Source organism: Solemya velesiana gill symbiont (genome assembly GCF_002020805.1).
In the GTDB taxonomy this organism is placed as follows: Bacteria; Pseudomonadota; Gammaproteobacteria; order Chromatiales; family Chromatiaceae; genus Sedimenticola_A.
Map to the genome: position 1 here is coordinate 1 of NZ_MPRJ01000066.1, position 13,960 is coordinate 13,960.

At 56.2% G+C, this 13,960-nt stretch carries 9 protein-coding genes and 2 pseudogenes; 1 reads left to right on the forward strand and 10 read right to left on the reverse strand.

Annotated elements, in window-relative coordinates; genetic code table 11:
- Positions 1–93 precede the first annotated feature (93 nt).
- From BOW53_RS13300 to BOW53_RS09800, 5 genes and pseudogenes are all read right to left on the reverse strand, one after another.
- A pseudogene (locus BOW53_RS13300) lies at positions 94–496 on the reverse strand (PDDEXK family nuclease); the annotation flags it as partial.
- 131 nt (positions 497–627) lie between these two features.
- Positions 628–2,454, reverse strand: a complete 1,827-nt coding sequence (glmS, locus tag BOW53_RS09790; RefSeq protein ID WP_078487808.1) for a glutamine--fructose-6-phosphate transaminase (isomerizing) — start codon at positions 2,452–2,454, stop codon at positions 628–630.
- Between the two features lie 10 nt (positions 2,455–2,464).
- Positions 2,465–3,829 (reverse strand): bifunctional UDP-N-acetylglucosamine diphosphorylase/glucosamine-1-phosphate N-acetyltransferase GlmU, encoded by a 1,365-nt coding sequence (gene glmU / locus BOW53_RS09795; RefSeq protein WP_078487809.1) that lies wholly within the window; start codon positions 3,827–3,829, stop codon positions 2,465–2,467.
- A 12-nt stretch (positions 3,830–3,841) separates the two neighbouring features.
- Entirely contained in the window at positions 3,842–3,982 is a 141-nt protein-coding gene (locus BOW53_RS12825) for a hypothetical protein (RefSeq protein WP_172838853.1), read from the reverse strand.
- A gap of 132 nt (positions 3,983–4,114) precedes the next feature.
- Positions 4,115–6,925, reverse strand: coding sequence for a cation-transporting P-type ATPase (locus BOW53_RS09800; RefSeq protein ID WP_245832095.1), 2,811 nt, complete (start codon positions 6,923–6,925; stop codon positions 4,115–4,117).
- A 200-nt stretch (positions 6,926–7,125) separates the two neighbouring features.
- Between BOW53_RS09800 and BOW53_RS09805 the strand changes: the two genes are divergently transcribed.
- Positions 7,126–7,719: a hypothetical protein gene (locus tag BOW53_RS09805; protein ID WP_078487811.1), complete on the forward strand. Its 594-nt coding sequence runs from the start codon at positions 7,126–7,128 to the stop codon at positions 7,717–7,719.
- On the opposite strand, the gene BOW53_RS09810 is transcribed toward BOW53_RS09805, so the two are convergent.
- The 5 genes and pseudogenes from BOW53_RS09810 to BOW53_RS13950 form a co-directional block, all read right to left on the reverse strand.
- The gene (locus BOW53_RS09810) at positions 7,711–9,972 is read right to left on the reverse strand and encodes an NADP-dependent malic enzyme (protein WP_078487812.1); all 2,262 of its coding nucleotides are present in this window, start codon (positions 9,970–9,972) and stop codon (positions 7,711–7,713) included. The two genes, BOW53_RS09805 and BOW53_RS09810, sit on opposite strands and share 9 nt — an antisense overlap.
- Before the next feature lie 195 nt (positions 9,973–10,167).
- Entirely contained in the window at positions 10,168–10,701 is a 534-nt protein-coding gene (locus BOW53_RS09815) for a universal stress protein (protein WP_078487813.1), read from the reverse strand.
- A gap of 13 nt (positions 10,702–10,714) precedes the next feature.
- Complete coding sequence (locus tag BOW53_RS09820) at positions 10,715–12,424, reverse strand: TRAP transporter permease (RefSeq protein ID WP_078487814.1); 1,710 nt, start codon at positions 12,422–12,424, stop codon at positions 10,715–10,717.
- Positions 12,425–12,583: 159 nt separating this feature from the next.
- Entirely contained in the window at positions 12,584–13,546 is a 963-nt protein-coding gene (locus BOW53_RS09825) for a TAXI family TRAP transporter solute-binding subunit (protein WP_078487815.1), read from the reverse strand.
- Positions 13,547–13,847: 301 nt separating this feature from the next.
- Positions 13,848–13,960: pseudogene (locus BOW53_RS13950) on the reverse strand (IS30 family transposase); the annotation flags it as partial.

The following is a 13,960-nucleotide window of genomic DNA, read 5'->3' on the forward strand; positions in this document are numbered from 1 at the left end:
TCAAGGCCAATTCGGGGATAAAAGACAGGCTTATTTGACGGATATTTGAATTTGGGTGCCTGGCGAATGAAAACTCTAATTTTTCAGACCATCCTTAGCCTGTAAGGCAAATTTGGGGCATGATTCATTGCGAGAATTTACTAAAAAGTCCGTGGACATGAACTGGTCTACACCAGCATACTTCGGATGGCTAATACCATGCTCATTGGCTAGTTGAGTAGTGATATCATGCTGAAGAGGAAATTGCTCTCGAATTTCAGTAATGTCCTAGCACCACTCAAGTAGCAGGAACACAGCTAGCTCGAGACCGGAGAGAAGGTGGTGGGTTCGTTGGGATGTGTGGCCAAAGACACGATGGGAGCGGCCTTCTGATGGCAGGTCACGAACAGTTAGCCAAGGCTTAAGGATCTCCTCGCCCTTGACCGCGGCCCTCCTTTATCCATCGCTGATTTTTGGCCTCTGTGTTAGCGTATTTTTTCTTGCCATCCAATACCATCCTTTTAAGCTCACATTTGAGCATAGGACGGACAGCTCTAGTATGCAACTTTATTACTTGGTATGGCACTTTAATACTTGGCATGGATCTTTATTACTCTCCCACAACACCACATTTGCATGGAAAACTGGCTACTCTACGGTCACTGACTTGGCCAGGTTGCGGGGTTGATCGACGTCGGTACCCTTGAGTACCGCAACGTGGTAGGCAAGCAGTTGTAGCGGGATACTGTAGACGATCGGCGCCGTACCCGGATAGATATCCGACAGTGTGAGGTTCTGAAAGCGGTCCAACTCGATATTGACACTGTGATCACTGAACAGGAAAAGCTCACCTCCGCGGGCGCGTACCTCCTGAAGGTTGGAGAGGATCTTGTCCAGCAGGGGGTCGTCAGGAAGGGCGCATACCACCGGCATGTCTGCATCAACCAGCGCCAGCGGCCCGTGTTTCAATTCACCCGCAGGGTAGGCCTCAGCATGGATATAGGAGATTTCCTTGAGCTTGAGTGCACCTTCCAGCGCGATCGGATAGAAGGTACCACGACCGAGAAACAGGGCATTCTGCTTGTCGGCGAACCCGTTGGCCATCTCCTTGATGGCATCACTCAGGGTCAGCACCACCTCGACCTGGCAGGGCAGCGCGTGGAGCTCGTTGACCTGCTCCTCTTCCTGCTCCTGGCTCATACCGTTTCGCTTGGCCAGCGCCAGGGTCAGTAGTCGCAAAGCCACCAGCTGAGTGGTAAAAGCCTTGGTCGAGGCAACGCCGATCTCAGGGCCCGCACGGGTCATGAGACTGACATCGGACTCTCTGACCAGTGAACTCTCGGGTACATTACAGACACAAAGACTGCCTACATAACCCTTGGCCTTGGTTCCACGCAAGGCGGCAAGGGTGTCCGCTGTCTCACCCGACTGGGAAATGGTGACGAACAGGGTACCCGCCGACACCACCACCTTGCGGTAACGGTATTCACTGGCCACCTCGATGTTGCAGGGTATGCCAACCTCCTCCAGCCAATACTTGGCAACCAGTCCCGCATGGTAACTGGTTCCACAGGCCACAATCTGCACCTGCCTGGTCTTATCCAGCAACTCGCGGGTTTCGTGACCAAAGCTCTCTTCCAGCAAGCGGCCCTTGTGAATGCGCCCCTCAAGGGTCTCGGAGATGACACCCGGCTGCTCGAAGATCTCCTTGAGCATGTAGTGGCGGTATGGTCCCTTATCCACGTTGCTGGCACACATCATGGACTGGCGGATCGGGCGCTGGACCTGCTGGCCCAGGGCATCGTATATGGTCACGCCATCGCGACGCACCTCGGCAATATCCCCCTCTTCGAGGAAGATGAAATTGTTTGTCTCAGACAGCAGGGCGGCGACATCCGAAGCGATGAAGCTCTCACCTTCACCGATGCCGATCACCAGCGGGCTACCTTCGCGGGTAACCACGATGCGATCTGCATCATGAGGGCTCGAGGCTACAAGGGCGTAGGCACCCGCCAGTTCCTGGCTCACCTCCTGGACGGCGCTAAGCAGATCACAGCCGGACTGCAGCTTATGATCCAGCAGGTGGGCAATCACCTCGGTATCGGTTTCGGAGGTAAAACTGTATCCGAGCTTCCCTAGGCGGTCGCGCAGAGCATTGTGGTTCTCGATAATGCCGTTGTGGACGATGGCCACGCGCACGCCGCTCATGTGGGGATGGGCATTACGCTCGGAGGGTTCACCGTGGGTCGCCCAGCGGGTATGGGCAATACCAAGGTTACCCGATATACCGGACTCTTCGACCAGCCTGCGCAATACTTCTACTTTACCAAGGGCGCGGAAACGCTGGAGTTCACCACTCTCCTGGCGTACTGCAACCCCGGCAGAATCATAACCCCGGTACTCCAGGCGCTGCAGACCATCCAGCAGAATGGGCAAAACGTTTCTTTGTACTACGGCACCGACAATTCCACACATATCGCTATATCTATTTCTTCTTGACCGGCCGCTTCCAGCCCTTGAGTGTCATCTGCTTGGAGCGGCTCAGGGTGAGCTGATCTTTGGGCGCGGTGCGAGTAATCGTGGAGCCGGCACCAATAGTCGCCCCGGCTTCAACCTCGACCGGCGCAATCAGTTGGCTGTCCGAGCCGATGAAGGCGCCATCACCGATAACGGTCTTGAACTTGTTGGCTCCGTCGTAATTACAGGTGATGGTTCCTGCACCGATGTTCACTATCTTGCCAACCTCGGAGTCTCCGACATAGCTGAGGTGGTTGATCTTGCTCCCCTCGCCTACGGTGGATTTCTTGATCTCAACGAAATTGCCAATGTGGACTCTTGGCGCAAGTTCTGTTTCCGGCCGGATACGCGCAAAGGGTCCGATGATGCTCTCTTCGCCGATCACGGCATCTTCAATGACACAGTTCTCTTTGATCACGACATCATCAGCCACTTTTACATTGCGCAGCACGGTGTTGGCGCCCACCCGGACATTGTCACCCAGGCTCACCTCACCTTCGATCAGGACGTTGACATCAATCTCCACGTCGCGGCCGGAACCCAGCGTACCGCGCAGATCGAACCGTGCCGGATCTCTTAGCGTTACGCCTTCACGCATCAGGCGTTCAGCCTGTGCCTGCTGGTAGTGACGCTCAAGCTCAGCAAGCTGTACCCGGTCGTTGACGCCCATCACTTCGTACTCATCTGCCGGTTGCGTGGTGTGCACCTCGATACCATCCGCTACGGCCATGGCCACGATATCGGTCAGGTAGAATTCACCCTGGGCATTATCATTGTCCAGCTGCCGGAGCCAGGCATCGAGCCTGGGGCCATCCGCCACCAGTATGCCCGTATTGACCTCGTTGATCTTCAGCTCTTCGGCGCTGGCATCTTTCTGTTCGACGATGCGATCCGGGTTGCCTTCACTGTCGCGTACGATACGCCCGTAACCCGTGGGATTGACAAGATTGACGGTCAACAGGGCGAGCTGCGTATCGGCAGCGGCCTCGATCAGCGCCTGCAGGGTATCCCTGGAGGTGAGGGGAACATCGCCATAGAGCACCAGTACCCGGTCCATGCCGGCCAAGGCAGGCAGCGCCTGTTCTACCGCATGCCCGGTACCCAACTGCTCTGTCTGCTCAGCCCAGGTAACACTGGGGTCGCTGATCGCCGCAGGCACCTGCTCGCCACCATGCCCATAGACCACGGTGATCTTGGCTGCACCCAACTGATGAGCGGTATCGATCACATGGCCAACCAGTGGCTTTCCGGCAAGGGGATGGAGCACTTTCGGCAGGGCGGATTTCATTCGCGTACCCTGGCCTGCCGCAAGAATTACAACACCAAGTTTCATTAATCGCCTATCTCAATCCTTGATCTGTTCGGTCTCGTCCTCATGGAAGTAGCTGACCGGGATATCGTCCTTTTTCAACACGTTACCATCGAAACTGGCAATGGAATAGGTGAGGGAAACGATTTTACCCGGTTTAATCACTTCTTGGGACATGCTCAAAATTCTCCACTGCACCCTGAATCCCGGCACATATCGGCAATCAGGCGCATAAAACAGAGCCCCCTCCCGAGAGGAGGGGGCCGCTATTGTAACAGCTTACGGGCCGGTTGTTCTCCAGGAAACCCACTAGCCCCGCCGGAAGTACAGGTAGCGCAGCAACGCCTTCTCCGCCTCCACCAGAAACAGCACCGTGGATGCGGTAAGAACGATCCTGGTCCAGGTCTCCAGATTGATGTTCGCCGTACCGAACAGTGTTTGCAGCGGCCCGAAATAGGTGAATACCAACTGGAAAAAGATCAGGATGCCAATGGCCATGAGGGCATAGTGATTACCGAACAATCCCTTGTAGTTGAGTACCGGCGCGGTGATGTAACGGGAGTTGAAGAGATAGAAGATCTCGAACATGACCAGGGTATTGACCGCTACGGTACGGGCCTGCTCGATGGAGGCACCCCCGTCGATTTCCCACACAAAGAGGCCGAAGGTGCCACTCATCAGGATCACCGAAACAAAAGCTATGCGCCACAGAAAGAGGGGCTTGAGTACCGGCTCTGCCGGGTCACGTGGATGGCGCCCCATCACATCCTCTTCGGACGGCTCAAAGGCAAGGGCAAGGGCAAGGGTTACAGCGGTAATCATGTTCACCCAGAGAATCTGCACCGGAGTCAGGGGGAACTCGCTAAAGCCATAAAGGATGGCACCGAGAATCACCAGCGCCTCGCCCCCGTTGGTAGGGAGGATGAAGAGAATCGCCTTTCGAATGTTGTCGTATACCGTGCGCCCCTCCTCCACGGCAGCGACGATGGTGGCAAAATTGTCATCGGTGAGCACCATCTCGGAGGACTCCTTTGCCACCTCGGTGCCGTTATCCCCCATGGCGACACCGACATCCGAACGTTTCAGGGCCGGTGCATCGTTTACACCATCCCCGGTCATGGCCACTACGTGATGGTTGTCCTGCAGCTGGCTAACCAATCTCAGTTTATGTTCCGGAGTGACCCTGGCGTAAACATCCACATCGAGCACCTGCCGATGCAATGCCCGGTCATCCAGTTTATCCAGCTCACGCCCGGTCAATACCCCATCGTAATTCACAAGGCCTACCTGGCGTGCAATGGCGGAGGCGGTAACGCTGTGGTCCCCCGTGATCATCTTGACCCGGATACCCGCCTGGCGACAGATACGGACCGCCTCGATCGCCTCCGGCCTCGGCGGGTCGATGAGACCGAAAAGCCCGAGCAGAATCAGGCCATCTTCCACGTCGTCGAAGGTGAGCTCCGTCTGGCTCTCGTGGGCAGGCTTCACTGCCACCGCCAACACCCGGTAACCCTTTGCCGCCATGACCTCCATGCGTTGCAGCCAGCCTTCCTGATCCAGGGGGATATCCTCATGGGCGGTACGCAACTCACTGCACATCTCCACCACCCGCTCAGGAGCCCCTTTCACGAAGATAAAACTCTCGCCCTCGTGGCTGTGGTGCAGGGTGACCATGAACTTGTGCTCGGACTCGAAGGGGATCAGGTCGGTCCGGGGGTTCTGCTTGACCTCGGTATCAATATCGAGTCCCGCCTTTATACCGGCCACCAGCAGCGCCGCCTCCATGGGGTCGCCACTGGTTTCACAACCTTCTGTAGTGCAAACCACCGAAGAGTCGTTGCACAGGGAAACGGCCTGCAATGCCTGCATCAGCACCCGGTTGCTGTCAGCAGGGTAGTCCTGCCCCTCGACCACGAACCCACCATGCACATCGTAGCCGGTGCCCGTCAGCCCGATATCGACACCATCCACGGCAATGGCCCTCACGGTCATCTCGTTTCGGGTCAGGGTACCGGTCTTGTCTGAACAGATGACAGCTACCGTACCCAGAGTCTCCACTGCAGGCAGGCGACGAATGATGGCATTGCGAGATGCCATGCGCTGAACGCCGATCGCCAGGGTGATGGTCATGATTGCCGGCAGTCCTTCAGGAATGGCCGCCACCGCAAGGCCGACTGAAGCGAGGAACATTTCTGAGGCGGTATAGTCCCGCACCAGTACACCGAAAGTGAAGCTGACGCTCGCCAGGCCGAGGATTGCCATGGTCAACCAGTGTCCGAATTGGGCCATCTGGCGCAGCAGGGGCGTGGTCAACTGCTCCACGCCGGCTACCAGCGAGCTGATGCGGCCGATCTCGGTCTCTGTGCCGGTGGCAATCACGATGCCGGAGCCCTGACCATGGGTCACCAGTGTTCCCGAATAGGCCATGCAGCAGCGGTCCGCCAGGACCGTGGCACGCCCCAAAGGCCCGGTGCACTTCTCCACCGGTACCGACTCGCCGGTCAGGGAGGCCTCTTCTATCTGCAACCCTTTACTATGGAACAGGCGCAGGTCTGCAGGCACCTTGTCCCCCGACTGCAGCACCACCACGTCCCCCGGCACCAGCTCCTCCGACGGCACCGTGGTGCGCCTCTCATCTCTGAGTACCATGGCCTGGGGAGAGAGCATCTGTCGAATCGCCCGCAGGGCGTCCTCTGCCTTTCCCTCCTGTACAAAACCGATAAGCGCGTTGATGACCACTACGCCGAAGATCACACCCGCATCCAGCCAATGCTGGAGCAACGCGGTTACTGCACCAGCAACCAGTAGAACATAGATCAACACATCGTGAAACTGAGCAAGAAAGCGCATGATCGGGCTGCGGGGTTTAACTTCAGGCAAGCGGTTGGGACCGTAGGCCTCGAGGCGATGCCTGGCCTGTTCCCTGGACAGACCTTCTACGCCGCTGTCCACCTCCTCGAAGGACTGGCTCGATGTCAGCGCATGCCAGTCAACCGTCTCCAGGATCTCCTCTTCTGTATCAGTCCCACTGCGCCGGAGCACTGCCGCACGTTTAGCTCCCCATGCCAGGAGTGCTAGAACCGCAACCAGACTGATCAAAAGCAGAAAATTGGTATCCACAGAATATCGAATCCTTCCTCATGCACCCCTAGTAAATATGGCAAAGGGTCCTGATTTTGAGAAGGGTATACCCATTTGAAGGAGCAAAAAGTGACATTGGCGCAGGCTGTAGGAGATAGAACTATAATTTTGAGTATACAAGTGTAAATACGGCGTTCCGGCTTATAGCTGTTAGTATTGCTCGCACTCTCGGCGTCGGAATGACCGGCTGTTCGACGACCCAGGTTCACTCCAGTTCCAAGCAGCATATTCTGAAACTCGAAGCTGGGGACCTGGCATGTGATGGCGTGGCCTTTCTGACACCCAGCACCGTCACGGGAAAGGAAGAGGACAAGCAAACCTTCGCCCTCGTCTTTACCGAAACCCTTCAGGCCAAGCGTCCCGACATCCGCTTCAAGTCCCTGCCCCATACCCTCTGTTCGATCAATCGCGCCAACCTAGCCAATGACGACAAACAGATGGTGATCGATTACCGTGTTACGGGAATATTCAACAGGGAGACGCTGGCAAGAATTGGCGAAGCCACAGATACACGCTACATCGCCCAGCTGAAGCTTTCTTATTTCCTGCAGTACTCCAAGGGGCGGTTCAGCGCCATGGGCATTCGCCTGTTCGAGACCAAACAGGCACATGTCCGCCTCTTTCTACAGATCTGGGACGCCCAAAACGGCGCCATCTCCTGGGAGGCGGTGGAGGAGCTGAACTTTGCCTATGACACCAGCACCGAAGACCCGGTCTCCTTCAACCTGATCGTGAAAGAGGCCGCCGGCAACATGATCGACAAGTTACCTTGAGCGCACCGCCGCTATCGCGGTCATGTTCAGCAGGCCGCGTACCGTAGTACTGGGCGTGACAATGTGCACCGACTCCGCAGCACCTACCAGGATCGGCCCGATGGCAATACCGTCCGCCAGGTGCTTGGCCAGGTTGAAGGAGATATTGGCCGCATCCAGGCTGGGCATCACGAGCAGGTTTGCCGCCTCTTTGAGTCGAGTCTCCGGGAAGCGTTCCTTCAGCACATCGATGGAGAGGGCCATGTCCGCATGCATCTCTCCCTCGATCTCCAGGTCAGGCTGAGACGCACTGATCAACTCGTAGGCCTTGCGCATTTTTACCGCAGATGGTGTATCACGGGTGCCGAAATTGGAGTGTGAGAGCAAACCCACCCTGGGTTCTTCACCGAACCAGCGAACCTCCTGGGAGCAGAGGCGGATAATCTCTTCGAGGTCCTCGGCGGAGGGGTCGTCCTGGACATAGGTGTCGGTCATGAACAGCGTGCCCCGGTTCATCACCAGTCCATGCATGGCTGTCAGCTTGTTGACGCCCTCCGCCTTGCCGATAATCTCTTCGATGTGGCGCAGGTGGTCGTTGTACCGCCCGCGGGTACCGCAAATCATGGCGTCTGCCCGCCCCTGGCTGACCATCAGGGCAGCTAGCACCGTAGAGTTGGTTCGTAGAAAGTAACGCGCCTCGATGGGTGAATAACCCATCCGCGAAACCTTCTCGTAATAAGCCTTCACGTAATCGAAATAGCTGTCGTGATCGTGGGGGTCGATCAGATCGAAATCCTCGTCTATCTCCACCCCCAGGCCCAGGTTCTTTACCCTACGCTCGATCACGTCGCGACGGCCGATGACGATGGGACGTGCAATGCCCTGGTCGACGATCTGGGGCAGGACCTGCAGAACCTTCTCCTCCTCGCCTTCGGCGAAAACAACGCGTCTCGCTTTCTGTCGGGCCAGGTCGAAGACCGGCTTCATCATCATGCCTGTACGGAACACGGTATGGTTCAGTTGCTCGCGATAGGCATCGAGATCATCCACAGGCCGCTGGGCCACACCGCTCTCCATGGCAGCCTTGGCTACTGCGGGGGCCACGTAGCCCATCAATCGCGGATCGAAGGGCTTGGGTATCAGGTAGCCTGGGCCGAACTGCAGTTCCTGACCGCCATAGGCGGAACGAACGATATCCGATGCCTCCGCCATGGCCAGGTCGGCAATGGCCCGCACCGCCGCCATCTTCATCTCTTCATTGATTTCTGTGGCACCCACGTCCAGGGCACCCCGGAAGAGGAAGGGGAAACAGAGTACATTGTTGACCTGGTTGGGGAAGTCCGAGCGGCCGGTGGCGATAATGGCATCGGGCCGCGCCTCCAGGGCCAGGTCGGGCATGATCTCGGGGGTGGGATTTGCCAGGGCCAGAACCAGGGGCTTGTCCGCCATCTCCTTCAGATACTCGGGTTTCAGCACCCCGGCGGCAGACAATCCGAGGAAGATATCTGCCCCGGGCATCACCTCCTGCAGGGTACGCTTGTCGGTGGCGACAGCGTAACGCCGCTTGTAGGGGTCCATCTCCTCGGCGCGGCCCTCGTAGACCACGCCGGCAATGTCGGTGACGGTAATGTTCTCTTTCTTCAGGCCCAGTTCCACCAGCAGGTCCAGGCAGGCGAGGGCGGCAGCACCTGCCCCCGAAGCGACCAGTTTCACTTCACCGATATCCTTTCCCACCACCCGCAGGCCGCTGTAGATGGCGGCAGCCACGACGATAGCGGTACCGTGCTGGTCATCGTGAAAGACCGGGATGTTCATCCGCTCTTTTAAGCCCTTCTCGATGATGAAGCACTCCGGCGCCTTGATATCTTCCAGGTTAATGCCGCCGAAGGAGGGCTCAAGGCGGGCCACGGTATTGATGAATTTCTCGGGATCCAGTTCGTCCACCTCGACATCGAATACATCGATATCGGCAAACTGCTTGAACAGCACTGCCTTACCTTCCATCACGGGCTTTGAAGCGAGACTCCCGATGGCACCAAGACCGAGCACCGCCGTTCCGTTGGAGATCACCGCAACCAGGTTGCCGCGGGCAGTATAGTCAGCTGCGGTTACCGGATTCTCCTCGATCTCCTTGCAGGCGAAGGCCACACCCGGCGAGTAGGCCAGGGCCAGGTCGCGCTGGTTGTCCAGGGGTTTGGTGGCCTTGATCTCCAGCTTTCCGGGCTGGGGATAACGGTGGTACTCAAGGGCGCTCTTTTTCAGATCGTCAGACATGAAGGGTCTCTATCCTCTCGCATTGTGGCTGAGACAGCACGGGTTCCCAGGGGGAGTAATGGATTCTATAAGTTAATATCTTATAGGTATAGATGTTACTGATAGTTGCCAAGGACATTGCAAAATCCTGTTGATTTTGCAAACAATTTTGACGGTTTAACGGCGCAGCTTAGCCTGTAAAACAGGCAGGCGACTCTACTCGGACAGCGGCACTACCATAACCGGAATATGGCAACGCCTGACAACCCACCGTGCGGTATCGCCGATCACGGCATCCTTTACCGAGGCGCGGTCGCCATGCTTGCTGATAACCAGCAGATCGTAGCCGCCGTTATGGGCCTCCTCGAGTATCTTCTCCAGGGGTTCGCCCATCTCCACCTTGATGTCGTAGCTCAAGAGGGGGTGATCTGTTTCTCCCTTAAGGCTGTCTTCGCAAAATTTCTGGACATCAGCCCCCACCTCCACATTGTCCCGCTTCCTGGTGAGGAGGATCTGCCGCGCCTCCTCGAGGCTCCGGTTGGTCAGGTCCTCCCAGAGATCCTCGCTGACATAGCCCATCAGGGTCTCCAGATCCCTTGTCGGCACCACGTGAAATACCGTCAGCTGCGAACCGCAGCGCCGGGCGATACTGGCTGCATGGGGGAAAGCGTGGCGCCCCGATTCCGAAAGATCGGTAACGTAGAGTATTTTCTTGTATTCGATTGTTGGCAGCTTGTTTTCGGTTTGCATCTCTCAACGTTCCTTATGCCGTGGCGCTCTTTTTGAACTTGTTCATCCAGATCCCGCTGAGGAACCAGCTATAGGCCCAGGTACCAAAGAAGACCAGCACGAAGGTTATGGCGATGTCCGTGGAGCTGCCGTCCAGGGAAAAGGCAGGAACATAGCCGAAGATGAAGGGCGCCAGATAGAGGAACTTGGCAAATTTAAAGGCGACCCAAGCCGTTGCCCACATTTTGGCCTTGGCAATGGTCGCTCCGGCAAAAGCGGCAATACAGACAGGGGGCGTGATATTGGAGTCCTGGGAGAGCCAGTAGACGATCATGTGTGCAGCGAGCTCATTCACGCCCAGATGCGTCAGGGCAGGTACCGCCACTACCGCTGTAATCAGGTAGGCCGCTGTAACCGGCACGCCCATGCCGAGAATCAGGGATGCCAGGGCGATAAAGAGGATGGTCAGGATCAGTGATCCATCCGCCAGTTCGATCACGATATCGGCAAAGGTGAGCACCAATCCGCTGTAGGTGAGCACGCCGATGATGATGCCGATAACGCCCACCGTGGCGCCGATCTTCAGGCTCGATTCGGCACCTGCCCGGGATGCAGCAACAAAGCCCTTGAGGTCAATGCGCGTATCCTTGCGGAACCAGCTGACGACAATACAGGTGATGATACCGATTATCGCGGAGTAACCCGGCGAGTAACCCATCAGCATGAGGATGGTGATCACCACCAGGGGCAACACATAGAACCACTCCTTTTTGAGAATCTCTTTGGCGCTCTTCTCGCTTTTCTCACCGACGATGTTGTACTTCTTGGCCTCGTAATGAACCATCATGAAGACACTGAAGAAGTACATCAGGGCCGGGAAGATGGCTACCAGCATGATCTGGGAGTAGGGCAGTCCCGTCATCTCCGCCATGATGAATCCACCGGCACCCATGATGGGGGGCATGAACATGCCGCCAATGGAAGCTGCAGGCTCAATACCACCCGCTACGTGGGGCCTGAAGCCGGCCTTCTTCATCATCGGGATGGTAAAGGCACCGGTGGATACCGTGTTGGCAATGGCACTACCCGAAATGGAACCGAACAGGCCACTGGCGATTACGGATACCTTGCCGGGGCCACCGATCTTATGGCCAACGGCGGCAAGGGGGAAATCGATAAAAAACCGTTGAGCGCCACTCTTTTCCAGAAAGGCGCCGAAAATCACGAACAGAATAATATAGGTGGCGAGTACATTGGCCATGATGCCGAATACGCCATCACTCTTGTAGAAGATACTGGTACAGAGATCCGGGAAGGTATCACCGGCATGGGAGATCAACTCCGGCGCATATCCTCCGTAGACGCCATACAGGATCATGACGGCGCCGATAATAACGAACACGATACCCACCACCCGGCGCGCTACTTCCACGCCCACCAGCACACCAAACATGGCGATCCACTTATCAACCTCTGTCTCGGCGCCGGCGCGATAGTTGATCGCCTCGAAGTTATAGATCCAGTACCCCAGGGTGACAATGGATACCAGTATCAGAGTGAAATCCCATACCCGTCCGATCTGGCTCTTTGAGCGGTAGACCAGGAATACCAGCACGTAAGTGATCACGACATAGATGCCGCGATGAAATTGCGTGGCAGCCGGTTCAAGCACGGCGGAATAGGAGTAGAAGAGGACCAGGCCCAGCGCCATTGCATCGAACAGTACCTGTTCGATCTTACTCATTTTTTCTACCTGCACGCCATGCTCCTCTGTTTGTTATTCAGTTGCTGCAACGATTGCAAACATGCAGCTCTTTTTAATAAGCACAAAAACTGCAACTGCGGTATAGAAAAGAAAATAAAGGACGGGATAGATCATCCCGCCCTCTCCCTTTGCCAAGGCTTACATCATGCCCTTCTCTTTCCAGAACTTGATGGCACCGGGGTGCCAGGGGGTGACAACACCCTGGGTGCCGGTGTTCAGGCTCATGTGCTTGAAGGTCTTCTTCTGGGTCTTCATGTGGGCCAGGCCCTCGTCTGTGTAGATGGTGGAGAGCATCTTGTAGACGGTGTCTTCAGATACTTTGGAGTTGGCTACCCAGAGAGCGGAATCCTGGAAGGAGGGGCTCTCGTAATCAACACCGCGGTAGGTATCTGCCGGTACGGACAGCTGGGAGAAGTAGGGGTACTTATCGAAGAAGCCACTGTCCTGCGCATCCTTGCCTACATTAACCAATTCGATGTCGTTGGTCTGGGCTGCCATGATCACCGCGCCACTGGGGAAGGCGGTGAAGAGCCAGAAGGCGTCCAGCTGCTTGTTGCCAAACGCCTGGGCTGCATCGTTATAACCCATGGCGTTGCGCTCGATCTTGTCCCAGACGCCCATGTGGGTGAAGAAGAGTTCACAGTTGGCGAATGCGCCGGAACCAGCATTGCCCACACCGACTTTCTTGCCAACCAGGTCTTTGACACTCTTGATGCCGGAACCCTTACGGGTCACCAGCTGGGCAGGAGCGCCGTAGAGCCAGGCGACTGCCATGACGTCTTCATACTTCTTGGTGTCGTTCTTCATCTGGCCGTTTCTGCCCAGGTAGACATGGCCGGAGTAGACCACGCCCATCTGTGCCTTGCCGGAGTTCACCTTGCGCAGGTTCTCCACGGAACCGGCGGAAGACTGGGCTCTAACACGGAAATCCTTGGAAGCCTTGATTGGCTTGTAAACCTGGACCGCATTGGCGACCACCTGAAAGGTACCGCCTGCAGGACCACCACTGAATACCACGCGCTCTTTGGCCATGGCTGTCATCGGCAGCATGCTGGTCGCCAACAGCGCCGCACCGGCTACCAAAATTGACCTTCGTTTCATTTTCATTGAACCACCTCCTGGTAAGTTATAAAGGCACAAGCATCCCGCCTCGCTTTTCTCTAGTCTCATTACGGAGCGGGGCGCTCACAAATGCTCCCCAATACAGGAGCAATTGCCGGGCCAGTTTTTTAAAAAGGAATCAAATCCTCCCCAAACTATTGGAGTAATTAATAAAAGTAGGTCATACAGAAAAATCTACCCGTTAAAAAATGGGTGGAAATCCACCCATTTGCCATCTCCCCACTGGAGGGAAATCTGCACAAATTAAAATGCCTTGAATCATTAATGATATTTCGCGGATTCAACTCGCTAGTACAACAGGTGGGTTGATCCCGAAAAATACCTGATTAGGTGTTTTAATGCCAAGGCATTTTCGAGGGCGATTGTTCAGTTTATCCATCACCCGGTTGATTT

Bases quoted from the DNA above. Each gene is read 5' to 3' on its own strand.
- glmS (WP_078487808.1), bottom strand. From the start codon at position 2,454: ATGTGTGGAATTGTCGGTGCCGTAGTACAAAGAAACGTTTTGCCCATT.
- glmU (WP_078487809.1), bottom strand. From the start codon at position 3,829: ATGAAACTTGGTGTTGTAATTCTTGCGGCAGGCCAGGGTACGCGAATG.
- BOW53_RS12825 (WP_172838853.1), bottom strand. From the start codon at position 3,982: ATGTCCCAAGAAGTGATTAAACCGGGTAAAATCGTTTCCCTCACCTAT.
- BOW53_RS09805 (WP_078487811.1), top strand. From the start codon at position 7,126: ATGACCGGCTGTTCGACGACCCAGGTTCACTCCAGTTCCAAGCAGCAT.
- BOW53_RS09810 (WP_078487812.1), bottom strand. From the start codon at position 9,972: ATGTCTGACGATCTGAAAAAGAGCGCCCTTGAGTACCACCGTTATCCC.
- BOW53_RS09815 (WP_078487813.1), bottom strand. From the start codon at position 10,701: ATGCAAACCGAAAACAAGCTGCCAACAATCGAATACAAGAAAATACTC.
- BOW53_RS09820 (WP_078487814.1), bottom strand. From the start codon at position 12,424: ATGAGTAAGATCGAACAGGTACTGTTCGATGCAATGGCGCTGGGCCTG.
- BOW53_RS09825 (WP_078487815.1), bottom strand. From the start codon at position 13,546: ATGAAACGAAGGTCAATTTTGGTAGCCGGTGCGGCGCTGTTGGCGACC.